Source organism: Pseudomonas simiae, assembly GCF_900111895.1.
In the GTDB taxonomy this organism is placed as follows: domain Bacteria; phylum Pseudomonadota; class Gammaproteobacteria; order Pseudomonadales; family Pseudomonadaceae; genus Aquipseudomonas; species Aquipseudomonas simiae.
Map to the genome: position 1 here is coordinate 87,968 of NZ_FOKB01000011.1, position 20,412 is coordinate 108,379.

21 protein-coding genes are annotated in these 20,412 nt (G+C 61.4%); 8 read left to right on the plus strand and 13 right to left on the minus strand.

Annotated elements, in window-relative coordinates:
• Positions 1-3: 3 nt before the first annotated feature.
• Positions 4-780, minus strand: coding sequence for a class II glutamine amidotransferase (locus tag BMZ57_RS25800; RefSeq protein WP_010212112.1), 777 nt, complete (start codon positions 778-780; stop codon positions 4-6).
• Positions 781-810: 30 nt separating this feature from the next.
• Complete coding sequence (locus BMZ57_RS25805) at positions 811-1,347, minus strand: hypothetical protein (protein WP_010212114.1); 537 nt, start codon at positions 1,345-1,347, stop codon at positions 811-813.
• A gap of 25 nt (positions 1,348-1,372) precedes the next feature.
• Between BMZ57_RS25805 and BMZ57_RS25810 the strand changes: the two genes are divergently transcribed.
• Positions 1,373-3,415, plus strand: coding sequence for a S9 family peptidase (locus BMZ57_RS25810; RefSeq protein ID WP_069673300.1), 2,043 nt, complete (start codon positions 1,373-1,375; stop codon positions 3,413-3,415).
• A 68-nt stretch (positions 3,416-3,483) separates the two neighbouring features.
• On the plus strand, positions 3,484-3,969 hold the full coding sequence (locus BMZ57_RS25815) for a cyclic nucleotide-binding domain-containing protein (RefSeq protein WP_021491003.1): 486 nt from the start codon (positions 3,484-3,486) through the stop codon (positions 3,967-3,969).
• On the opposite strand, the gene BMZ57_RS25820 is transcribed toward BMZ57_RS25815, so the two are convergent.
• The gene (locus BMZ57_RS25820; protein ID WP_010212119.1) at positions 3,966-4,241 is read right to left on the minus strand and encodes a hypothetical protein; all 276 of its coding nucleotides are present in this window, start codon (positions 4,239-4,241) and stop codon (positions 3,966-3,968) included. The genes BMZ57_RS25815 and BMZ57_RS25820 overlap by 4 nt on opposite strands.
• 78 nt (positions 4,242-4,319) lie before the next feature.
• On the opposite strand from BMZ57_RS25820, the gene BMZ57_RS25825 reads away from it, so the two are divergent.
• Positions 4,320-5,006, plus strand: a complete 687-nt coding sequence (locus BMZ57_RS25825; protein WP_010212120.1) for a spermine/spermidine synthase domain-containing protein — start codon at positions 4,320-4,322, stop codon at positions 5,004-5,006.
• 119 nt (positions 5,007-5,125) lie between these two features.
• On the opposite strand, the gene BMZ57_RS25830 is transcribed toward BMZ57_RS25825, so the two are convergent.
• Entirely contained in the window at positions 5,126-6,046 is a 921-nt protein-coding gene (locus BMZ57_RS25830; RefSeq protein WP_010212121.1) for a ParB/Srx family N-terminal domain-containing protein, read from the minus strand.
• A gap of 98 nt (positions 6,047-6,144) precedes the next feature.
• Here BMZ57_RS25830 and BMZ57_RS25835 point away from each other — a divergent pair, with 98 nt between their 5' ends.
• The 3 genes from BMZ57_RS25835 (at position 6,145) to BMZ57_RS25845 (ending at position 7,575) form a co-directional block, all read left to right on the plus strand.
• Positions 6,145-6,519, plus strand: coding sequence for a YajD family HNH nuclease (locus tag BMZ57_RS25835; protein WP_010212122.1), 375 nt, complete (start codon positions 6,145-6,147; stop codon positions 6,517-6,519).
• 169 nt (positions 6,520-6,688) lie between these two features.
• Positions 6,689-7,156 carry an RNA methyltransferase gene (locus tag BMZ57_RS25840; protein WP_010212123.1) on the plus strand — a complete coding sequence of 156 codons (468 nt, stop codon included), beginning with the start codon at positions 6,689-6,691 and terminating at the stop codon, positions 7,154-7,156.
• A 68-nt stretch (positions 7,157-7,224) separates the two neighbouring features.
• The gene (locus BMZ57_RS25845; RefSeq protein WP_021491006.1) at positions 7,225-7,575 is read left to right on the plus strand and encodes a YgaP family membrane protein; all 351 of its coding nucleotides are present in this window, start codon (positions 7,225-7,227) and stop codon (positions 7,573-7,575) included.
• A 43-nt stretch (positions 7,576-7,618) separates the two neighbouring features.
• Here the strand turns inward: BMZ57_RS25845 and BMZ57_RS25850 are convergent, their stop codons facing one another.
• On the minus strand, positions 7,619-8,839 hold the full coding sequence (locus BMZ57_RS25850; protein ID WP_029529208.1) for a hypothetical protein: 1,221 nt from the start codon (positions 8,837-8,839) through the stop codon (positions 7,619-7,621).
• Between the two features lie 12 nt (positions 8,840-8,851).
• Positions 8,852-9,301, minus strand: coding sequence for a YcgN family cysteine cluster protein (locus BMZ57_RS25855; protein ID WP_003172524.1), 450 nt, complete (start codon positions 9,299-9,301; stop codon positions 8,852-8,854).
• A gap of 154 nt (positions 9,302-9,455) precedes the next feature.
• Between BMZ57_RS25855 and BMZ57_RS25860 the strand changes: the two genes are divergently transcribed.
• Positions 9,456-10,040: a nitroreductase family protein gene (locus BMZ57_RS25860; RefSeq protein ID WP_010212129.1), complete on the plus strand. Its 585-nt coding sequence runs from the start codon at positions 9,456-9,458 to the stop codon at positions 10,038-10,040.
• Positions 10,041-10,108: 68 nt separating this feature from the next.
• Here BMZ57_RS25860 and BMZ57_RS25865 read toward each other — a convergent pair whose 3' ends face one another.
• The 6 genes from BMZ57_RS25865 to BMZ57_RS25890 all read right to left on the minus strand — a co-directional run bounded on the left by BMZ57_RS25865 (position 10,109) and on the right by BMZ57_RS25890 (position 18,439).
• Positions 10,109-13,618: an OspG family effector kinase gene (locus BMZ57_RS25865; protein WP_069673301.1), complete on the minus strand. Its 3,510-nt coding sequence runs from the start codon at positions 13,616-13,618 to the stop codon at positions 10,109-10,111.
• A 164-nt stretch (positions 13,619-13,782) separates the two neighbouring features.
• Positions 13,783-14,715 carry a D-2-hydroxyacid dehydrogenase gene (locus BMZ57_RS25870; RefSeq protein WP_010212132.1) on the minus strand — a complete coding sequence of 311 codons (933 nt, stop codon included), beginning with the start codon at positions 14,713-14,715 and terminating at the stop codon, positions 13,783-13,785.
• Positions 14,716-14,822: 107 nt separating this feature from the next.
• Entirely contained in the window at positions 14,823-15,116 is a 294-nt protein-coding gene (locus BMZ57_RS25875; RefSeq protein ID WP_010212133.1) for a YcgL domain-containing protein, read from the minus strand.
• Positions 15,113-16,246: a ribonuclease D gene (rnd, locus tag BMZ57_RS25880; RefSeq protein ID WP_010212135.1), complete on the minus strand. Its 1,134-nt coding sequence runs from the start codon at positions 16,244-16,246 to the stop codon at positions 15,113-15,115. Before rnd ends, BMZ57_RS25875 begins: the two co-directional genes overlap by 4 nt.
• 122 nt (positions 16,247-16,368) lie before the next feature.
• Positions 16,369-16,968 carry a class I SAM-dependent methyltransferase gene (locus BMZ57_RS25885; RefSeq protein WP_010212136.1) on the minus strand — a complete coding sequence of 200 codons (600 nt, stop codon included), beginning with the start codon at positions 16,966-16,968 and terminating at the stop codon, positions 16,369-16,371.
• Between the two features lie 100 nt (positions 16,969-17,068).
• The gene (locus BMZ57_RS25890) at positions 17,069-18,439 is read right to left on the minus strand and encodes a glutamine synthetase family protein (RefSeq protein WP_010212138.1); all 1,371 of its coding nucleotides are present in this window, start codon (positions 18,437-18,439) and stop codon (positions 17,069-17,071) included.
• 343 nt (positions 18,440-18,782) lie between these two features.
• Here BMZ57_RS25890 and BMZ57_RS25900 point away from each other — a divergent pair, with 343 nt between their 5' ends.
• Positions 18,783-19,556 (plus strand): transporter substrate-binding domain-containing protein, encoded by a 774-nt coding sequence (locus BMZ57_RS25900; protein WP_010212140.1) that lies wholly within the window; start codon positions 18,783-18,785, stop codon positions 19,554-19,556.
• Here BMZ57_RS25900 and cynR read toward each other — a convergent pair.
• Positions 19,531-20,397: a transcriptional regulator CynR gene (gene cynR / locus BMZ57_RS25905; protein WP_010212142.1), complete on the minus strand. Its 867-nt coding sequence runs from the start codon at positions 20,395-20,397 to the stop codon at positions 19,531-19,533. The two genes, BMZ57_RS25900 and cynR, sit on opposite strands and share 26 nt — an antisense overlap.
• Positions 20,398-20,412 lie beyond the last annotated feature (15 nt).

The following is a 20,412-nucleotide window of genomic DNA, read 5'->3' on the forward strand; positions in this document are numbered from 1 at the left end:
TCCTTACTCGGTGATGCCCTGGCTGACGCATTCACCGCGTCGCCACAGGCTCCATTGGCCCGGTTCGTAGCGGGTCCAGTTTTCGTTATCGGTCAAAGGTTCGGTGGCAATCACGGTCACCACGTCATTAGGCGTGGTTTCGGCCTGAAAATCGACGATCACGTCGACATCTTTCAAGCGTGCCGGACCAAACGGGGCGCGACGGGTGATCTGGGCCAATTTGGTCGAGCAATAGCAAAACAGCCAGTCGCCGTCGCTGAGCAGGCAGTTGAACACACCTTTGCTGCGGTATTCGGCACAGGCGGCGATCAGGTCCGGCAGGACGTCTTCAATGTCCACCGGCTCAGGGAAGGCTTCGCGCACACGGTTGAGCAAATCGCAGAAGGCCGCTTCGCTGTCGGTATCGCCCACCGGGCGGTAGAAAGTGGCGCGTGGGGTGAAGTCGGCCAGTTGGCCGTTGTGGGCAAAGCACCAGTTACGGCCCCACAGTTCGCGAACGAACGGGTGAGTGTTGGCCAAACTGACCTTGCCGACGTTGGCCTGGCGGATATGACCAATCACCACTTCACTTTTGATCGGGTAACGCTGCACCAGCAGCGCGACTTCCGATTCACTGCTGGCGGCCGGGTCCTGGAACAGGCGCAGGCCACGGCCTTCGTAGAAGGCGATGCCCCAACCGTCACGGTGCGGACCGGTGCGCCCACCGCGCTGCATCAGCCCGGTGAAGCTGAACACGATATCGGTGGGGACGTTGGCACTCATGCCCAATAATTCACACATGCCAGGGCTCTCGCAGCAGGGCGGACAACGTTAAAGGCGCGGTTCGACGCGCATACCGCTCACCGGCGCAGGACGCCGCATAGGCACGTCATCGTCATCTTGATCCGGCTCGGCGGCCAGGGCGGCATCAGCAGCGGCCTTGCGCTCACGGCGGGCGTTGGCGGCCCGTTCGATGGGCCAGCGGATCAGCGCAAACACCAGGTACACGCCAAAGGCGATCATGGTGTACATGAACAGATCGGAAATGGCCCGCCAGGCGTTGTTGCCGACCTTGAGCACCAGGTCCAGGGCCGTGATCGCCACGGCCGGCGCGAACTGGGTCTTGACCGGGTCGACAATGGTCGGGCTGAAGAGCAGCACCGCCATCAGCAATAGCAGCGGCTCGCGCAGCCAGCGCCAGATCCAGCGGGTCATGCGCCACCACACCAACAGGCAGCCCAAAGCGGCGAAGGCGTAAAGGCCCCAAGCGATCAGATAGTCGTTCTCGGTCATGGTGTCCATGGCAAGGTTGGCAAACAGGCGGCTATGATAACGGCTTTTGCGTGTCGCGGCTGCAATGCCTGCCACCGTCCGCCCGATAGAGAATAATCCCATGCCCGTATCGACCGCTCCGATTGCCCGCAAGGCCCAAGGCCCAGACCCGTACGCCTGGCTGCAAGTGCGCGACAGTGCTGAGGTGCTCGATTACCTCAAGGCTGAAAACGCCTGGCAGGAAGCCCAGCTCGCCGACCAGGCAGCGCTGCGCGAAACCCTGTTCGAGGAGATCAAGGGCCGCATTCTCGAAACCGATCTGTCGTTGCCTTCGCCGTGGGGCCCGTATTTGTATTACACCCGCACCACCGCCGGTGACGAATACGCCCGCCACTACCGCTGCCGTCGCCCGGCCGACGACAGCAACCAGGTGGATGACAGCAGCGAAGAATTGCTGCTGGACCCGAACGAGCTAGCCAATGGTGGCTTCTTCTCCCTTGGCGCCTTCAGTATCAGCCCCGACCACCAGCGCCTGGCCTACAGCCTCGATACCAGCGGTGAAGAGATCTACACCCTCTACGTGAAGGAATTGGCCACCGGTAAAGTCAGCGAACTGGAGTTTGAACACTGCGACGGCACCATGACCTGGGCCAACGACAGCCTGACCCTGTTCTTCGGCGAGCTGGACGACACCCACCGCCCGCACAAACTGTATCGCTATCGCCTGGACGGCACGGCAGCGCAGGAAGTGTTCCATGAGCCGGACGGACGCTTCTTCCTGCATTGCTACCGTTCCAGCTCCGAGCGCCAGCTGCTGCTGTCACTGGGCAGCAAGACCACCAGCGAAGTCTGGGCCCTGGACGCCGATCAGCCGCAGCTGGACTTTACGTGCCTGGCGCCACGGGTCGAGGACCACGAATACGATGTCGATCACGGCCAGCTGAATGGCGCGTGGACCTGGTTTATCCGCAGCAACCGCGATGGCATCAACTACGCTCTGTTCGTGGCGACCGACATTGGCGATGTGCCGACCGAAGCTGAGTGGCAGAACCTGATCCCCCACAGCGACGAGGTGATGCTCGACGGCGTGAGCCTCAACACCCACGCCATGACCCTGAGCCTGCGCATCGGTGGCCTGCCGGTGATCGAAGTGCATCCACAGGGCTTGCCGGCCTATCGCGTGGAATTACCTGACGCCGCCTACAGCCTCTACGTACAGAACAGCCTGGAGTTTGTCAGCGACAAGATCCGCCTGCGCTATGAAGCCCTGAACCGCCCGGCCCAGGTTCGTCAGTTGGAACTGGCCAGCGGCGCGCAACAGGTGCTCAAGGAAACCCCGGTACTCGGCGTGTTCAACGCCGACGATTACGTGAGCCAACGGCTGTGGGCCACCTCGGCGGATGGCACCCAGGTGCCGATCAGCCTGGTGGTCAAGCGCGACCAGTTGGGTAAAGCCACGCCACTGTATCTGTACGGCTATGGCGCCTACGGTTCGAGCCTGGACCCGTGGTTCTCCCACGCACGCCTGAGCCTGCTGGAGCGTGGCGTGGCGTTTGCCATTGCCCACGTGCGTGGCGGCGGGGAGTTGGGTGAAGCCTGGTACCGCAATGGCAAGCAGGCGCACAAACAGAACACGTTCAGTGACTTTATCGCCTGTGCCGAACACCTGATCGCCGAGGGTCTGACCACCTCCAAGCAACTGGCCATCAGCGGCGGCAGTGCCGGTGGCCTGTTGATCGGCGCGGTGCTCAATCAGCGCCCTGAGCTGTTCCAGGCGGCGATTGCCGAAGTGCCCTTCGTCGACGTGCTCAACACCATGCTCGACCCGGAACTGCCGTTGACCATCACCGAGTACGACGAGTGGGGCAACCCTGAAGAGCCGGACGTCTACGCACGCATCAAGGCCTATGCGCCCTACGAAAACGTTCGCGCCCAGGGCTACCCGCACCTGCTGGTGATCGCCGGCTACAACGACAGCCGCGTGCAATATTGGGAAGCCGCCAAGTGGGTGGCCAAGTTGCGCGACACCAAGACCGACGACAACCTTCTGTTGCTCAAGACCGAACTGGGCGCCGGCCACGGTGGCATGAGCGGTCGTTACCAGGGATTACGTGACGTAGCACTCGAATATGGCTTTGTGTTCAAGGCGCTGGGGCTGGTTTAAGGAACTTAGCGGGGCGGTTCTGTCTGAACACAGGACTGCCTACTGATTGATGGATCAAGATTGCTGCCATGGCATTACCGACACTCATGAGTTCTTCTTTACAAACCGAAATCCGCGACATGCTTATGGATTGCGGCCTGTTCGACCCGCTGTTGCCGGAAGACTTTCATGTCGCCGCCGGCTATTTCAATATCAGCAGCATTGCCCGCGATGAGGTGATTTTCCTTGAGGGCGATGCCGGCACCTTCATGTGCATCCTCCACAGCGGCCAGGTGGCGGTGCAGAAAACCAACCACGAAGGTCAGCGCCTGACCATCGCGACCCTGCGCAGCGGCCGGGCCTTTGGCGAGATGGCCGTACTCGACGGCGAGCGGCGTTCCGCCAGTTGCGTAGCGGCCAGTGACTGCGTGCTGCTGAACCTGGGCAAGGACTCCCTGGAAAAGATGCTCAACGAGGCGCCCAGGGTCGCCGCCAAGATCATCCGCGCGATAGCTATCGCCCTGTCCAAGCGCCTGCGCATGGCCGACGGGCAATTACTCTCGCAACAGATCTAACCGCCAGGCGTCTTCGGCTTGCTGTCATTTTGCAGGCCCGGCACCGTCTGGTCCTTGGGTGGCGTTGGCAGCACGATAGGCACCAAGGGTGGCGAGCCATTGGTCTTGGGCACGGCGGGCGGGGTGACTTGCGGGTATAACGTCGGCGTCGGAGTGCCCGGCGCGCCTGGGGTTGGGGCGGGCGCGACCGGTACGGTTTGCAACTCCTGAGCCTGCGCCGCACCTGAGGCGAGCGCGCTCAACACAATGACCGTTAGAATGCTGCACTTCATCGATGGCTCCATGGCCTGACCGGAATATCGTAAGGCTACTCCCAACCGCGCAAGAATGCCCTTCCCAATGAGATTCCCATGAAACGTTTCGTTCTGCTGGACACCACCCCGATCCCCGATAACGGCGGTGCCTTGTGCCTGTTCGAATACGGTGAAGATTTCGTCATCAAGATCCAGGGCGGCGACGGTGGCCAGTTGATGAACACGCGCATGCACGGCTCTGAAGATGCGCTGGCGGAAATCCCCTGCCGCAAAGTCGCTGGGCGCCCCGGCTCACGGGTATTGATTGGTGGCTTGGGCATGGGCTTTACCCTGGCGTCAGCCCTCAAGCACTTGGGCAAGAGCGCTGAAGTGGTCGTCGCAGAACTGGTGCCGGGCGTCGTGGAATGGAACCGGGGGCCGCTGGGCGAAAAATCCGGCCGACCGTTGCTGGACCCGCGCACGGTGATCCGCATGGAAGACGTGGCCAAGGTGCTGCAAGCCGAGCCCCAGGGCTTTGACGCAATCATGCTGGACGTGGACAACGGCCCCGAAGGCCTCACGCAAAAGGCCAACAGTTGGCTCTACTCGGCCGCTGGCCTGGCCGCCTGCGCCAAGGCCCTGCGCCCCAAAGGCGTGCTGGCCGTGTGGTCAGCCAGCGCCGACAAGCTGTTCAGCGACAAACTGCGCAAGGCCGGTTTCAAGGCCGAGGAAGTGCAGGTGTTTGCCCACGGCAACAAGGGCACACGGCACACCATCTGGATTGCGGAGAAGCTCAAGGGCTGATCACACTGCAGGTCTAATGTGGGAGCGGGCTTGCTCGCGAATGCGGTGTGTCATTCAGCACATCAGTGACTGAAACACCGCATTCGCCAGCAAGCCCGCTCCCACATTGTTGATCTGCGCTATTGTTGGGAATTACGGTAATCGATCACGTACGGCACTTTTTTGTCGAACGTTTTCTCCAATTCATCGCGGTCCAGCGTCGTCATGCCGCCCAGTTGATGGGCGGTGAAACCGCTGTCGCCGACCGGTGAGCCCGGGGCCAGGCTGACCATGCGCTTGGCGACGGCTTCTATCGCGTCCTTGTAGCCAGCCTTCTTGTTCAGGTTGTACTTGCCCAGATCAATTTGCGTGCGCAGCCAGTTGCCCCAATAGAACTCCAGGAACTCCGGCGCGATCTCGCCAGCATCAGGTTTGCCATACGCGGCCTTGCGGGTGAAATACACCAGGCTGCGGAAGGTGTCGTCCTGCAGGTTCTTGAAGCCCAGGTGCGCCGGCAACTGCTCGGGCGGCAGGGTCTGGCCCTGATTGTCCTTGAGCCAGACCTTGCGCGCGGCCTCCATGCGCTGCCAGAAGTTGGCCATGGTCGGGCTGTTGCTGAAGTCGTCGGTGACCCTGACCCACATGTTCAGGCGAGGTCCGCCGCCGGGCGCTTCCCACAAGGTGGTGAAGCTGTGGTGACCGTCGGTCAGGTACAACTGGCCGCCGGGGCCGACTACCACGGTTTTCATGTCGTCAGGATGAGTGCCCACCGGATCCTTGCAGGTGAAGCTCGCCGGCTTTTGCAGGTCCGCGCCCTTGGGCACGTTGTCGGCCTCGCCCTGGCCGTTGGTTTCGCAGTATTCATCGAAGACCTTGTTGGGTTTATCGGCGAACAGGCCAAGGCTGTAGTAGATCTGATCGAAACCCACCACGGCCTGGGTCGGGTGCAATTGCTCCAGGGCCACCTCGATCACCTGACCGGGCTGAGGGGTAGAGAACGCTTGGGCTTGGGCCGTGAGCCCACACAGCAACAGTGCAACAGTCCATGAATGCAGACGCATGAGTTTCAGATCCTTATCGATAAAGTGAAGCGGTTATTTGCAACGCGAGCGGCTAGAATCAACCCTATCCGTGAACCATCAAATAGCCAGGAGCCATGATGAGCTCGACCAACCCGCCCTCCCACACCGCCAAGCTGGATCGCATCCTTGCCGATGCCCAGCGCGACCGGGAAATGGGCTACCGCGACAAAGCCTTGAAGATGTACCCCCACGTGTGCGGCCGCTGCGCCCGTGAGTTCTCCGGCAAACGCCTGAGTGAGCTGACCGTACACCACCGCAACCACAATCATGATGACAATCCCCAGGACGGTTCCAACTGGGAGTTGCTGTGCCTGTATTGCCACGACAACGAACACTCGCGCTATACCGACCAGCAATACTTCGGCGACGGCTCCACCAGCAGCCCGACGATTGCCAAGGCCACGCATAATCCGTTTGCGGCGTTGGCCGGTCTGATGAAGAAGGACGACTGAAGGCCTTCGTCGGCTGTACCGGCCTCATCGCAGGCAAGCCAGCTCCCACACTTTTGGTCTGTGAACACATTCAAATGTGAGAGCGGGCTTGCTCGCGAAGGCGATCGGCCAACCACGGCATCACTCCAAGGCCGTATAATCGCCGTTTTCCTCCAAGGCACCCTTCCCCGTGGGCAATAAACGCTACAGCTGCATCGGTCTGTATAACCCCAAATCCCCCGAAAACGTCGGTTCGGTCATGCGTGCCGCCGGCTGCTACGGCGTGGCCTCGGTGTTTTACACCGGCGTGCGTTACGAGCGCGCGCGGGACTTCATCACCGACACCAAGAAGGTCCACCACGACATTCCGCTGATCGGCATCGATGACCTGAAAAAGATCCTGCCCCTGGGCTGCATCCCCGTCGCCGTGGAGCTGGTGGAAGGCGCTCGCCCCCTGCCCGAATACACCCACCCTGACCGCGCGCTGTACATCTTCGGCCCGGAAGACGGCTCCCTCGACAAAGAGATCCGCGACTGGTGCGAAGACGTGATCTACATCCCGACCACCGGCTGCATGAACCTCGCCGCCACCGTCAACGTGGTGCTCTATGACCGCTTGGCCAAGGGCAACAACACCCGTTCGGGCCCCAAATACTGATATTTTCGGAACATCCGGCACCTGCGGGCAGTCAGCTATTTATCACTAGCCCTCGTTGGAGACAGATCATGAGCGACAGCAAAACCTTGCGACCTATCATCGAGCACACCCCGTTTGAAACGCAGCCGCAGCAAAACGTGCACGGCTGGGAGCGCATCGGCTCGGTGGCCGGTGGCGTGATGATGGTGGGCAAAGGCCTGCGCCGTGGCGGGATTTTCGGCTTGATTCAGGTGGCGATCGGCGGTGTGGCGCTGGTGCGGGGTGTTACCGGGCACAGTTCGCTCAAGGACAAGCTGGCGCAAGGTCGTCAGGAGATGAACACCGTGCGGACGAAGATCGAACGTGCCGGGGCAGAGCTACAGAACTTGAAGACCAAGGCGGAAGTGGCGGCTGAGAAGGCGGTTAAAACCTCAGTCTGATCTTCCATGTGATGGAGATCAAACTGTGGGAGCGGGCTTAGGATCAGCGCAGCAGTTTGGAATCCAGCACCACTGAGGGCTCGCCGATAATGCTCTCGGCCAGCTGCACGAACTCCGCGGTGGTGATGCGGTTGGCCCGCATCACCGCTTGCGCGAGGTCATCCAGCGACCGCTTGTTATGAGTCTTCACGCGGATCTCGCGGTCCAGTTCCTGCAACACCACCACCGCCCGCGACACCGTCGCGCCACTGACGTGCTCGCCGCGCAGGCTGGTCACGCCCTTACCTTCCTTTGCCAATCGCGCCTGTATTGCCTGATAGCGCTCGTCGGTGATGCCACCGGCCCGACGCATCAGCTCAATGGCGTAATACTCGGCCAGTCCTTCGCTGATCCAGTCACTGGTGTCGTGGTCATTGAAACGCCCGACCGCCTGTACCACTTCGCGTAACAACGGGCTGCTGCCGTTTTCGCTGACCAGCGGCGTGCGGCTGCTGAGGTAGATCGAGTCCCGCGCCGAGAACGCGCCACGGCGCATCGGGTCGCTGGCGCCCACCACCAGCAGCTTGGTCGGATGCCGTGGGAAAGCCGCCTCCACTTGGGGCCAAACGAATGTCAGCAACGTCAACACATCCATCCGGCGCATGGCCTGGCCCTTGGGCGAAGCCACGGTCACTTCCGTCTCGCCCAAACGCACACGGCGGCTACCGAGGTTGCCGGCGAGCATCCAGCCGGTGGGCCGGTCGAACAGGCGGGAGACGTTGTCGATACGGAATGTGTTCTTGCCGATGCGCGGCCAGGCGGTTTCGATGCTTTTCCAGCCGGCCGGCAGTTCGAAGACCAGGCGTGAGACCAATTCAACGCCGTCCTGCTGATCGAGGCGCGCGGTCGGCACCAGGTCTTCACCGCGAAACAGCGCCCAGCTCGGCGTCATCCGCGCTTCATAGATACCGGCCTTGCGCGCATGGGTGAGGCGTACGCGGTAGGTCAGGCTGGCTTTGTCGGCGCTGGGTTGCCATAGGCCGCGATGTTCGGTGATGCTCCACTGGCCGTCAGCCTTGAAATCGCTGTAGTCACCGTCGGAGCCAAGGTCGAAGTTCAAACTGCGCACCGCCGAACCCTTGGACAGGCTCACCCGCACTTCGGCCTGATCACTCAGGGGTAAGAGTTTGACGTGATAATCCAGGTCGACTTTCTTTGCGCACCATGCAGACGTGCTCAGCGTCAGCAACACCATAGATGCTGCCAACTTGATTGCCCCCCTCATACACACTCCTTCTCAGCCCGCGCGGAAAATCAGGTAGTCCTCCCAGTCATCCTCCGGCACGCTGCCTTCGCTGAGCATGCGCCCGGACTGGGAAATGCGTTCGTGGTGCACGGCATCGCGGTCGCCGCAGACCAGGTGGTGCCACAGTGGCAGGTCCTTGCGTTCGCTGACCAGGCGATAACCACAGGTGGGCGGCAACCATTTGAACTGGTCGGCCTGACCCGGCGTGAGCTGGATGCAGTCGGGCACCGATGCACGACGGTTGGGGTAGTCGGTGCATTGGCAGGTTTTCAGGTCGAGCAGTTTGCAGGCGATCCGCGTGTAATAGACGCTGTTGTCGTCTTCGTCCTCGAGCTTTTGCAGGCAGCACAGGCCACAGCCGTCGCACAACGACTCCCACTCCTCCTGGTCGAGGTGCTCAAGGGTTTTGCGTATCCAGAAAGGTTCGACTTTGGCGGCCATGGCTCTGCATCGGTATCGGTGGGTGAAAAGGCCGCCAGTCTAGTGCCCAAGGCCTCTGGGGCCAAGCGCTTACGACTGGCGGTGTCACAACACTTGTCAGTCTAGTGGCCGCGCAGTAGCTTTGAGCGCCGAATTGACGATCAGGAACTGCTCCATGACACGTGTTGCCGACTATCCGATCCACACCCAATTCACCGACCGCTGGTCGCCCCGTGCCTTCACCGGCGAGAGCATCTCCCAGGAAACCCTGCTGAGTTTCTTCGAAGCCGCGCGCTGGGCGCCGTCCGCCTACAACTCGCAGCCATGGCGCTTTCTCTACGCCCGCCGCGACACGCCGGATTGGGAGCGTTTCCTGGGTTTGCTGAATGAATTCAACCGTGGCTGGGCGCAACACGCGTCGGCCCTGGTGATCATCGCCTCGAAAACCGACTTCACTGCCCCCGGCGCCAGCGAAGAAACCCCGGCCCTGTGGCACACCTTCGACACGGGCTCGGCCTGGGGCCACCTGGCGCTGCAGGCCAGTCTCAGCGGCTGGCACACCCACGGCATGGCCGGTTTCGATCAGGAACTGACCCGCAAAGAGCTGAAAATCCCGCAAGGTTATGCGCTGCATGCCGCCGTGGCCGTGGGCAAGCTGGGCGATAAGTCGACCCTGCCTGAATACCTGCAAGGTCGCGAAACACCCAGCCCGCGCAAGCCGTTGAGCGAGCTGGTTTGCGAGGGCGATTTCAGCCTCTGAGGCCGATGGAGCTGACAGTGAGTTGCCAGGCGATGGCAACTCACTGAGGGGTTATTGGATCCAATGGCTCACGGCGCTTTAGCGACAAGTGCCGCATATTGCTTGAGTAACCTCTGCTTCTTCCTTTCATAGTCCTGCATCAAGAACGAGACCATGAACTCAGAGGACAACGCGTCCATATCCACCGGGTAAATTTTATTGTCGTTCGCGCTGTACATGAAGTTTTTCAACTGTAAATCGTTGTGGTAAATATCCTTCGCCTCCATCTCTGCGAACGTATCCGCCAGCAGTGAGCGGGCCTCCGGCGGTAAACTGTTCTTGTTGATGTGCGCAAGGTCCACCCCTTCGATCCTGCCCATGACCAGATACCTGCGACCGTCCTCGACGATTGTGCGTGCAAACCCATCGCCATAGTATTTATTCAAATATTGAACGTCGGATAATTCGATGTTATCCGAGGGCGTGTATCGCGTCGGTCCTAAATCCTTATAGGCGCGCTTCCCATCAAGACTGGCGTAGACGACGCCCTCGCCCCCTCTGCCAATCACCGGCCCGCAGTCTGCCTTGATCGACGTTGGAGCACCGCCCTGGAGTCCCAGGCGTCGCCATTGATCACCCTGGACATGCTCGACCAGCAACCCGGTTTGTCGGTTGTTGTGATAGACCCGGGCCTGTACTTTTCCGTCGGCTGTACGCGCCACTTGCCGTACTTCGTAAAGGGCGGTTCGGCCACTGCCGTCGGTATGGCGGATATGCGACAGGTGGCCGTCAGCAGCGACATATACGCCCTGACTGTTGCGTGAGAGCCCGGTAATTCTTGACCGAGGCACGCTGAATTGACGAAACATCCCATTGCTCAGTTCGCCCTCGGGTACGGTCGGCAAGTGGGTAATCTTGCCATCCACCGCGCGGACCCCGGGAGCGAAGTCGTGAATAGGTCGGTCGTAGGGGCGCATGGTTTGCGTATCCAGGGCGTACCATTTGCTCCTGTGCTGCACGGCAACGCCCTCAACATTTTCGCCCGCCACCTTGAAGACCCCGATGGCCGCGTCCCCATGCTGCTTGCTAGCGGCCTTGAGCAGGTCATAACCGCCGGCCGTGCCCCTGAGCACATTGAACTGGCGGACCAGATAACGGCCACCGCCAACCGCCAACCTGCCGCCCCCCACCAGCAGCTCGCCGATGCCACTCAAGGGGTTGAATGCCTCAACGACCTTTGCGCCGATAAACCTCGCAGCCTTGGCCGCCTGACTCGCCGTTGAAAGCCCTTTGCCCAGCACCTTGCCTGCCTGCGCAGCCTTGCCCGCGCCTAAGGTGACCAAGCCCACGACGTCTAGGGCCAGGTCGAAGAGGCCCTGGCCGACATTGCCATGTTTAAAGTTGACGATGGCCGAACGCAATGGGATCAGGCTGCGAAAAAACTCAGCAATCGCCTCATTCCGGGCACTGTCCTGGTCAAACGAGGTCATGCCCCTGGCCTCGTTCAACAGGTCATCGTTCTTCAGGTCGAGGGACTTCACGAATACGTCGGCGATAGCATGACTGCGCTCGGAGTTGAAGCTGTCAGGCGGCTGCGTACCTTCAGGCTGGGCCAGGAACCGCCGGGCGGGCTTATCGTTGCCAGGTTCAAACAGCGCGGTACGAGAGAGGATGTTAGCGTCGCGCTCTTCCATTTTGTCGGCGGTATAGGGTTCAGTGCGGCGACGTTTCAGGAAGTTCTGTTTTTCAATAGAGCCTTGGCGCGTATCGATCAGATAAATATCCACCTGACCATTAGTTTGCGTCGCTTTCACCTCCAGCGTATGCCCTCGGACGTGCAGAGCAGGCGGGGTCAATAAATCACCGGCAATTTTGTATTGGTGGGTGTGAAAGAACTCCAGCTTGCCGAACTCCAGGTTCTTGCGGTCTTCCAAGGGCAATGTCGAAATCAGGTGCCTGACCAGGCCTTGCTGGCCCTCGCCTTGCGCTTGTATAGCACTGTCGTAGGCTGTCTTGAACGGGGTGGCGACCCCTAGTTTGCCGGCCCAATACAGATTACAGAACTTATCGACGGGGAGGCGTTTGTCATTGGATACCCAATGATCTTCAGGCCCCAGCGCTCCCCCTTCCATGACGATATCCAGCATCGAACGCATGCCGGGATAAACGCCGGGCCGCCCTTCCTTTAACCTTGCCTTCTGAATATTCTTCACTTCGAACAAGCGGGGGTCCAGCTCGGGGAATGCCGCTTGAAGTTGCGCAATGCCCATCGCTGAACGACTGGGGATTGCGGTTTGCAGCGCGTCGCTGGTGGTCTTCAGTGAACTCAGGTGACTGTTGAATGCAGTCCTCACACGCTCCATGGCACTCGCCGAGGGTGCCTCTTCGGTATCGATGAGCAGTCCATTGACGGTGCCCCAGTCCTTGAGTGCCTGATAGTCGATCTGTTGGCAGAGCTCTTCGTCGACAGGGAGCGTCTCGGCGCCCAGCAAAATCTCGGCGTACCCCATGCCCAGTGTTCGGCCCGGGGTTTGCGCTTCGATCCTGGCCACTGCCATCGCCAGTTGAGCCCAGAGCACGCTGCCATAGGTCACACTCGCCGGAATGTCTTTGACCAGATACTCAGGTGCCGTCCTGGCCAACAACAGATAGGCCGCCAGAGGGGCGGTTTGTGCGTTGGCCCGGCCTTTTTCAACCAGGTGTTTACCCAACCCCTCAATGACCACCGTGGCCGGCTGCCCCCAATGCTGGCTGCGCGCCAGATCATACCCGGCGACGCTGTTGCGAGCCGGATCAGCCTGACTTTCGGGGTCAAGACCCAGATGGATGGCGGTCAACACATAGTCGTTGTTGGCCACACCCGTCGGGATACCCTCCAGCCTCGACTGGATCGCCTGCCCCAGGGCCTGGGCCTTGGGTGAACCGAGCAGTTTTTCCATCGCGACGATAGGCGTTTTCAAGTCGGCCTCGGACACCGCGCTGCCGCTCATCAAATACCCCAGGGCGCCCTTCTCACGCTCCGCCAACGGCAGACCGGGCAAACCGCTGGCGTTGCTTTGAAGCAGGGCGAGCACAGCCTCCTGGTCGTTGCTGGCCATGGGCTGCGGCCAGGACAGCGCGCCACTGAGGTTGCCCAGGGGATGGACCTGCGCCTGCAGGACGCTCGAATCTTTCAGCGTTACCAGCGCTTCGAGGGTTTTCGGTACCTGCAGGCCGCAGCCAAGCAGGTAGTCCTCAAGGCTGACCATGCGGTTCTCAGGCAGAGTCGGGCCTGGCCACGAGGAGTCTTCGCACACAAACAGTGTTGTACTTTTAAGATGCGACGCCAGCGCCGTTTCCATCCGCTTCCGGGCCTTGGATGCCGACTCATCGGGAACGAGCTGCTGAGTGAGGTCTTGAATCAGACGCTGGAGTGATTGCGCCAGGGCAAGCTGGTTACAGCGGTCTCCCAACGCTTTCTGCAATGCCGATGAAGGCTTGGGTACAGGGGCGTCGGTTGCCGCTGTCCCCCCTTGGCGCTGCAAGGCAACGGGCGGGGCGGCGCTATTGGGAAGCACCAATGGCTGGGTATAAACAACGGGCGAATTCAGAGTGGTCATGTTGTTAGCTGTCCTTAGTCAAGAAGATGTCCTACAAAGTGCGCGCGTCAGCGTTCTTTGCCATCTCTGCGTGGAGCCCCTTGAAAAAAGGTTCCATCTTGACTGTCAGACGGTATGTACATGACCCAAGGTAAACGAGTGCGCCCGGCGGGCGGGCGCTGCCGTCAGTAACCGCGCTCGAAATCCACTTCCCCGCGCAGCGCTTGCTTGGCCTGATACGCCCGCAGGTTTTGCACAAACAGCTCGACCATCAACTCCGGCGACGTCGGCGCCGAGCTGTGGCCGGTCAGCAACAGGCCCCAGGCGGTCCAGAACGGATGGCGCTGCGGCAACGGCTCCTGACGGCAGACGTCGATCACCGCGCCCGCCAAATGGCCCTCTTTCAACGCCTCGACCAGGTCGGCATCCACCACCGCCACCCCGCGCCCGACGTTGATGAACAAGCCGGTCGGCTTGAATTGCTTGAACAGCGCCGCGTCGTACAGATCATGGGTACTTGGCGTGTTGGGCAGCAGGTTGATCACGTAGTCCACCTCCCCCACCATCCGGCCCAACTGGTCGAGCCCGGCCACTTCGATAAACGGCGCCTGCTCGCGTGCGGTGCTGGCGATGCCGTACAGCTTCACGCCGAACGGCACCAGGAACTCGGCCACACGTTGGCCGATATCGCCGGTACCGACGATCAGCGCCTTGCGCCCCGCCAGGCTCTGGCCCATGCGGTTGTCCCATTTGCGCTCGACCTGGCTGACCAGCCGCGCCAAGACCTCGCGCTCATGGCCGAGCATGTAGGTAAGGACAAACTCGGCCATGACCTGGCCAAAGATGCCGACTGCACGGGTCAGGCGATAGTCACGGGGCAAGCCTTCAGCCAGCAACGGCGTGATGCCGGCCCAGGTCGATTGCAGCCATTGCGGGCGATGGCCTTGGCGCAGCAGCGTCGCCAACAGGTCCGGCTGGCCCAGCCAGACCGGGCAATCGGCGGCCAGGCGCGACAGTTCGGCCGAGTCGCCGCTGGTCAGCACTTCAAGGTCCGGTGCCGCTTCGCCGAGCAATTGGGCGTAGAGCGGGTGATCCTGTTCAGCAATCAGAACACGCATGCATAAAACCTTTCAAAAACAGTACGGACGGCCGCCCGCATCCTTACGGCCACCGCCCACTTATACGATTCCATTGAAGCAAGTGCCCCGGACGGAGCACCGGTCGATCACATCGGGTCGTTGCGGCGCAGCAGCTCTTCGGGCAAGTGTTCGATGTACTCGTCCTCGGGGGGCGGCATTTGCAGGTGGTAACCCTGCTTGTCGAGGTTTTCCAGCACCTGCACGATGTCTTCCTGTTGCAGCTTGCGCTCAGGCGTAAGCACCAGGTTGAACGCGTGTACCGGCTTGCCGAACACGCTGAGCAGGCCTTCAGGCACACGCTCAAGGGCGTCGCTTTTCAGGACATAAAGGTACATGCCGGCGCGTTTAGGGCTGCGGTAGATGGAGCAGATACGTTTCAAGGCTGTTCTCCGGCGGAGGCCAGGCTGTCGAGCAGCGCCTGGCCCATCAACTCGCGGCGCCAGCCACGCAACGAGTCTGGCAATTGATAAGGACCATCGGGATAGCCACTTTTGACCAGGGCTTCGAGGGTTTTCTTGCGTAGCATCAGTTCCGGCGCCATCTCCAGGCGTTCGGCTTCAGCCTGGCCAATCGCGCGCAGTTGCTTGATCAGTGCAGCGGCATCCACCGGCAACGGTTCGGCAACGGCGGGCGGCCATTGGTCCATCGGTACGCTGCCGGCACGCTTGATCAGGTCGAGCAGGAACTGGCCGTCCTGACGCACGGTACGCGGGTGCATGTCTTCGATCTTGCCCAGGGCGGCGAGGTTATCCGGCTGGGATTTGGCCAGGGGCCATAACGAGTGCTCACGAATGATGCGGTTGCGCGGCAGGTCACGGGCGCGGGCCTGCTGCTCGCGCCAGGCGCACAGTTCACGCAGCACGGCGAGCTGGGCGCGCGACAGCTTCCACGCCAGCTTGGCGTCGCGGTACACCTCGTACGGGTCGACTTCGCGGCGCAGGTTGGCGACCAACTCCGCACCGTCTTCCAACACCCAGGCGTACTTGTCGTCCGACAGCTGCGGACGCAGACGCGTGTAGACCTCGGCCAAGTGCACCGCGTCTTCGGCGGCATAGCTGACTTGCGTCTCCGACAATGGCCGCTGCAGCCAGTCCGAACGGGTCTCGCCCTTGGGCAGCTCGATATCCAGCACGGCTTGCACCAGGCGCGAGTAGCCCATGGAGAAACCGAGGTTCAGATAGGCGGCGGCCAATTGAGTGTCGAACAACGGCACTGGCAGGCTGCCGGTCAAGCGCAGCAACACTTCCAGGTCTTCACTGCAGGCATGTACCACCTTGATCACCGCCGGGTTCTCCAGCAAGGCGGCCAAGGGTTGCCAGTTGTCGATGGTCAGGGGATCGATCAGGTAAGCGCTTACGCCATCACCAATCTGGATCAGCCCGGCAATGGGATAAAAGGTATCGACCCGCATGAATTCGGTGTCGAGGGCGACGAATGGCAACTGCTGCCATTCGGCGCAATGCTGGCCGAGGCTATCGTTGTCGCAGATCCAGTGAATATCGATGGCCACACGGCTCTCCCTTGAAGAATGGCGCGCAGTATATATCGCGAAAGGGGCTAGCGAGCATCCGCAGTGCACAGGCGACCATGAAAACTCAGACAAGAGATGAAGAATAGTCCGACAGGCGGGAGTTATCCTCTCTTACGTAACACGTAAACCCGCCACAGGCTTGAGCCCGGCATGAATTCCTGGTGATGCAGGACCTTGAAACCCGCCTGGCGGAACTCGTCCTCTACGGCGGTACGGGAATTGACCGAGACAATCACCGTGTCACGGCTGACCCGGTGGAACTCGCGCAGCAGGGCCAATCGCCCTTCGCTGCTGGGCACATGGCGAAACAATTCCAGGCAGAAAATGCAATCCACCGCATTTGCCGACAACCCGATGGTAAACGCCGAGCCGTGGAAGGTCTTGACCCGCTTGAGCAGGGACGCCGGGTGGTGGGTGCGGGCGTGGTCGAGCATGCTCTGGGAGTTGTCGGACGCCAGGATCACCCGGTTGATGTGTTCGGCCAGCACCGGCCAGAAGCGTCCCGAGCCACAGGCCAGGTCCAGCACCAACCCAGGCTCACCGGCGACTTTCAGCGCGTGGCGCACCAGCCACTCGTCGCGCCACGATGCCAGTCGCTGCCGCAGCCTTGGCGGGCGTGTATCGCCGCAGACCCTGGCGTGCTCGCGGTCACAGCGTTCGGCGTATTCAATCTCGATGGAGGATGGTGGTTGTGGCGACATCGCAGGCTCATGTGGCTGAAACGGTAGTGAACGACCTTGATTCGCAGCTTAACCACTGCGATGTCAAAAAAAGGTCGAAGCGTTCACCACCGCAGCCCGATCACGCCTGATGCAGATACCAACGCCAGTCCTGCGCTCCCACCTCGCCCATGAACTGGCGGTATTCAGCGCGCTTGACCGCCAGGTACACGTCCAGGAATTCAGTGCCAAATGCTTCTCGCGCCCAGCTCGAACCTTCCAGGGCGCGTAACGTGGTGAGCCAGTCGGTAGGCAGCAACGCTGTGGCCTGGGCGTAGCCGTTGCCTTCTACTGGAGCGCCGGGGTCGCGCTGTTCGCGGATGCCGCGATGGATACCGGCCAGAATCGCAGCGGCGGCCAGATAGGGGTTGGCGTCGGCGCCGCAGATACGGTGTTCGATATGCCGGGAGTTCGCCGGCCCGCCCGGCACGCGCAGGCTGACGGTGCGGTTGTCGACGCCCCAGGTGGCGGCCAGCGGCGCATAGCTGTTGGTCTGGAAGCGGCGGTAGGAGTTGGCGTTGGGGCAAAACATCAGCAGTGAATCGAGCAAGGTGCTGAGCATGCCGCCCACCGCCTGGCGCAACAGCGGCGTGCCATCGGTGGCTTCGCTGGCGAACAGGTTATTGCCCTGGGCATCCGCCAGGCTCACGTGCATGTGCATGCCGGTGCCGGCCAGGTCGTCGAACGGCTTGGCCATGAAGCAGGCGGTCATCCCGTGTTGATGCGCCACGCCTTTGACCAGGCGCTTGTAGCGCACAGCTTCGTCCATGGCTTGCAGCGCGTCGGAGCGGTGCTCAAGGGTAATTTCCACCTGGCCCGGCGCGTACTCGGAAATCGCCGTGCGCGCCGGGATGCCCTGCAGTTTGCAGGCGCTGTAGAGGTCGGCGAGGAAGGGTTCGATCTGCTCCAATTCGCGCAGGCCGTAAACCTGGGTCGAACGTGGGCGGCCGCCGTCCACATCCCGCGCCGGTTGCGGGCGGCCGTTGCTGTCGGGCTTCTGGTCGAGCAGATAGAACTCCAGCTCCGCCGCCATCACCGGGTAATAACCGTCGGCCTTGAGCGCGTCGATCACCTTGGCCAGCAAATGCCGGGGATCGGCGACGGTGGCGGGCAGGCCTTCAGTCAGGTGCATGCTGACTTGCACGGCCGCCGTCGGAATCAGGCGCCACGGCATGCGCTGCAAACTGCCGCTGATCGGGTAGGCGCGGCAGTCGATATCGCCCACCTCCCACACCAGACCGGAGTTTTCCACGTCGTCGCCATTGATGGTCAGGCCAAGGATGGTGCTGGGCAAAGGCCGGCCACTTTCGTATACCGCCAGCAACTCATCGCGGTGCAGCAACTTGCCGCGTGGCACGCCATTGTTGTCGAGGATAAACAGCTCGAACATCTCGATGTCCGGGTTTTGCTCAAGGAAGGATTGGGCTTCGTGCAGGCAGGCAAAAACACTCATGGGCATTCTCATACGTAGGGGGCCGGCAGGCGCGCAGGTGCGCGCCATCGAGGGGATGGATCAACGTAGGAATACGGTATCTGGTGGGCGTGCGTGTCGGCAGTGGAACAAGGCCCAGAACGCGAGATCGGACGGCAGTGTCGCGGTGTGTGTGTCGGAGGAGCCGTCCATGCGGGAATCACAGTGCTAGAGATAACCGCCAGCGTCACACGCCTGCACAGGTGATTAAATTCAGGGTTGACGGAGTTTGGTTGCAACTTGGCTAAACATTCGCCACACCTTGCCACGTCGCCCAACGCTGGAAATAATGAGCCCCCCGCCCAAGCCCCAAGGACTCGACCGCATGAAAGCGCCTTTCGCCCTCTGTGTACTGGCAAGTTTGGCAACCAGCGCCCTGGCGGACACCACGCCTTCGCACCTTGACCAGGTGTTGCAGCGCGGCACGCTGACCGTGTGTACCACCGGCGACTACAAGCCCTACACCTCGCTGCGCGCCGATGGCAGCTATGAAGGCATCGACATCACCATGGCCGAGTCCCTGGCCAAGAGCCTCAACGCAAAAATCCAATGGGTGCCCACCACCTGGAAAACCCTGATGCCGGACTTTCTGGCCCAGCGCTGTGACATTGCCGTGGGCGGGATTTCGGTGTCGCTGGAGCGCCAGAAAAAAGCCTTCTTCAGCCAATCCCTGGGCGTCGACGGCAAGATCCCGTTGGTCCGCTGTGCCGACGTGCAGCGTTACCAGACCGTCGACCAGATCAACCAGCCCCAGGTACGCGTGATCGAACCGGCCGGCGGCACCAATGAAGTGTTCGCCCGCGCCCACTTGGGCCAGGCGCAGATCCGCCTGCATGACAACGTGACCATCTTCGACGAACTGCTGGCGGGCAAGGCCGATGTGATGATCACCGACGCCAGCGAGGCGCGTTACCAGCAAAAGCTCAAGCCAGGGCTGTGTGCGGTCAACCCCGAGCGGCAGATGCAGTACAGCGAAAAAGCCTTCTTGTTGCCGCGTGATGATGTGGCCTGGAAAAACTACGTCGACCAATGGCTGCACCTGAGCCAGGCCACGGGAGCCTATGACGCTATCGTCAGCCAGTGGCTGGCCACGCCTTGATCAATGCCACAAACGCACGGCACGCGGCACTGCGATAGGCGCCCTTGCGGCTCAGCAGTGCCACGGTGCGTTGGGGCAACGCCGGGCTGATTGCCACCGCGTTTAACCCTGGCTGGGCCTGGGCGATTGCGCTGGGCAGGAGGGTCGCCAGCGCCGTGCTGCGCACGATTTCGATGATCGCGCTGATGGAGTTGGCCTCCATTGCAATCACAGGGTTTATCCCTTGGGTACGACAGTAGTCATCGATGTAGCGCCGGGTCGCAAAGCCCTGGTTCAACAACACCAGTGGTTGCGTCAGCCACTGCCGGCTGTCCAACCCCGGATGGTTTGCGCCGACCACCCCACTCAGCGTTTCCACAAACAGCCCTTCGCACTCGATGTCCGGCAGATGCTCGCCGGTAAAACCAATGCCGATATCCAGCGCGTCTTCCGCCAGGGCGGTTTCCATGCGGTCCTGGGTCAACTCCTCGATGCTGACCGTAATCCCCGGATGCCGCTGGTTGAACTGGGCCAGCAACGGCCCGACCAGGTAGGCGGTAAACGTCGGCGTCATTGCCAGGCGCAGGTTGCCCCGGCTCAAGTCCTGCACGTCATGCATGGCACGGGTGCCGGCCTGCAGGTCCTGCAAGGCCAGTCGCGCAAAACGGACATAGGTCTCGCCGGCATCGGTCAGGCGGACACTGCGCCCGGAGCGGTCCAGCAGCGGTGCACCCAGGGTGTCTTCCAACTGCTTGATCTGCTGCGACAAGGTCGGCTGTGACACATGCAGCGCCTCGGCGGCGCGGGTGAAGTTGCGGTGTTCGGCCACCGCCAGCAGGTAACGGATATGGCGCAGCAGCATCGAAGCCCCCAACTA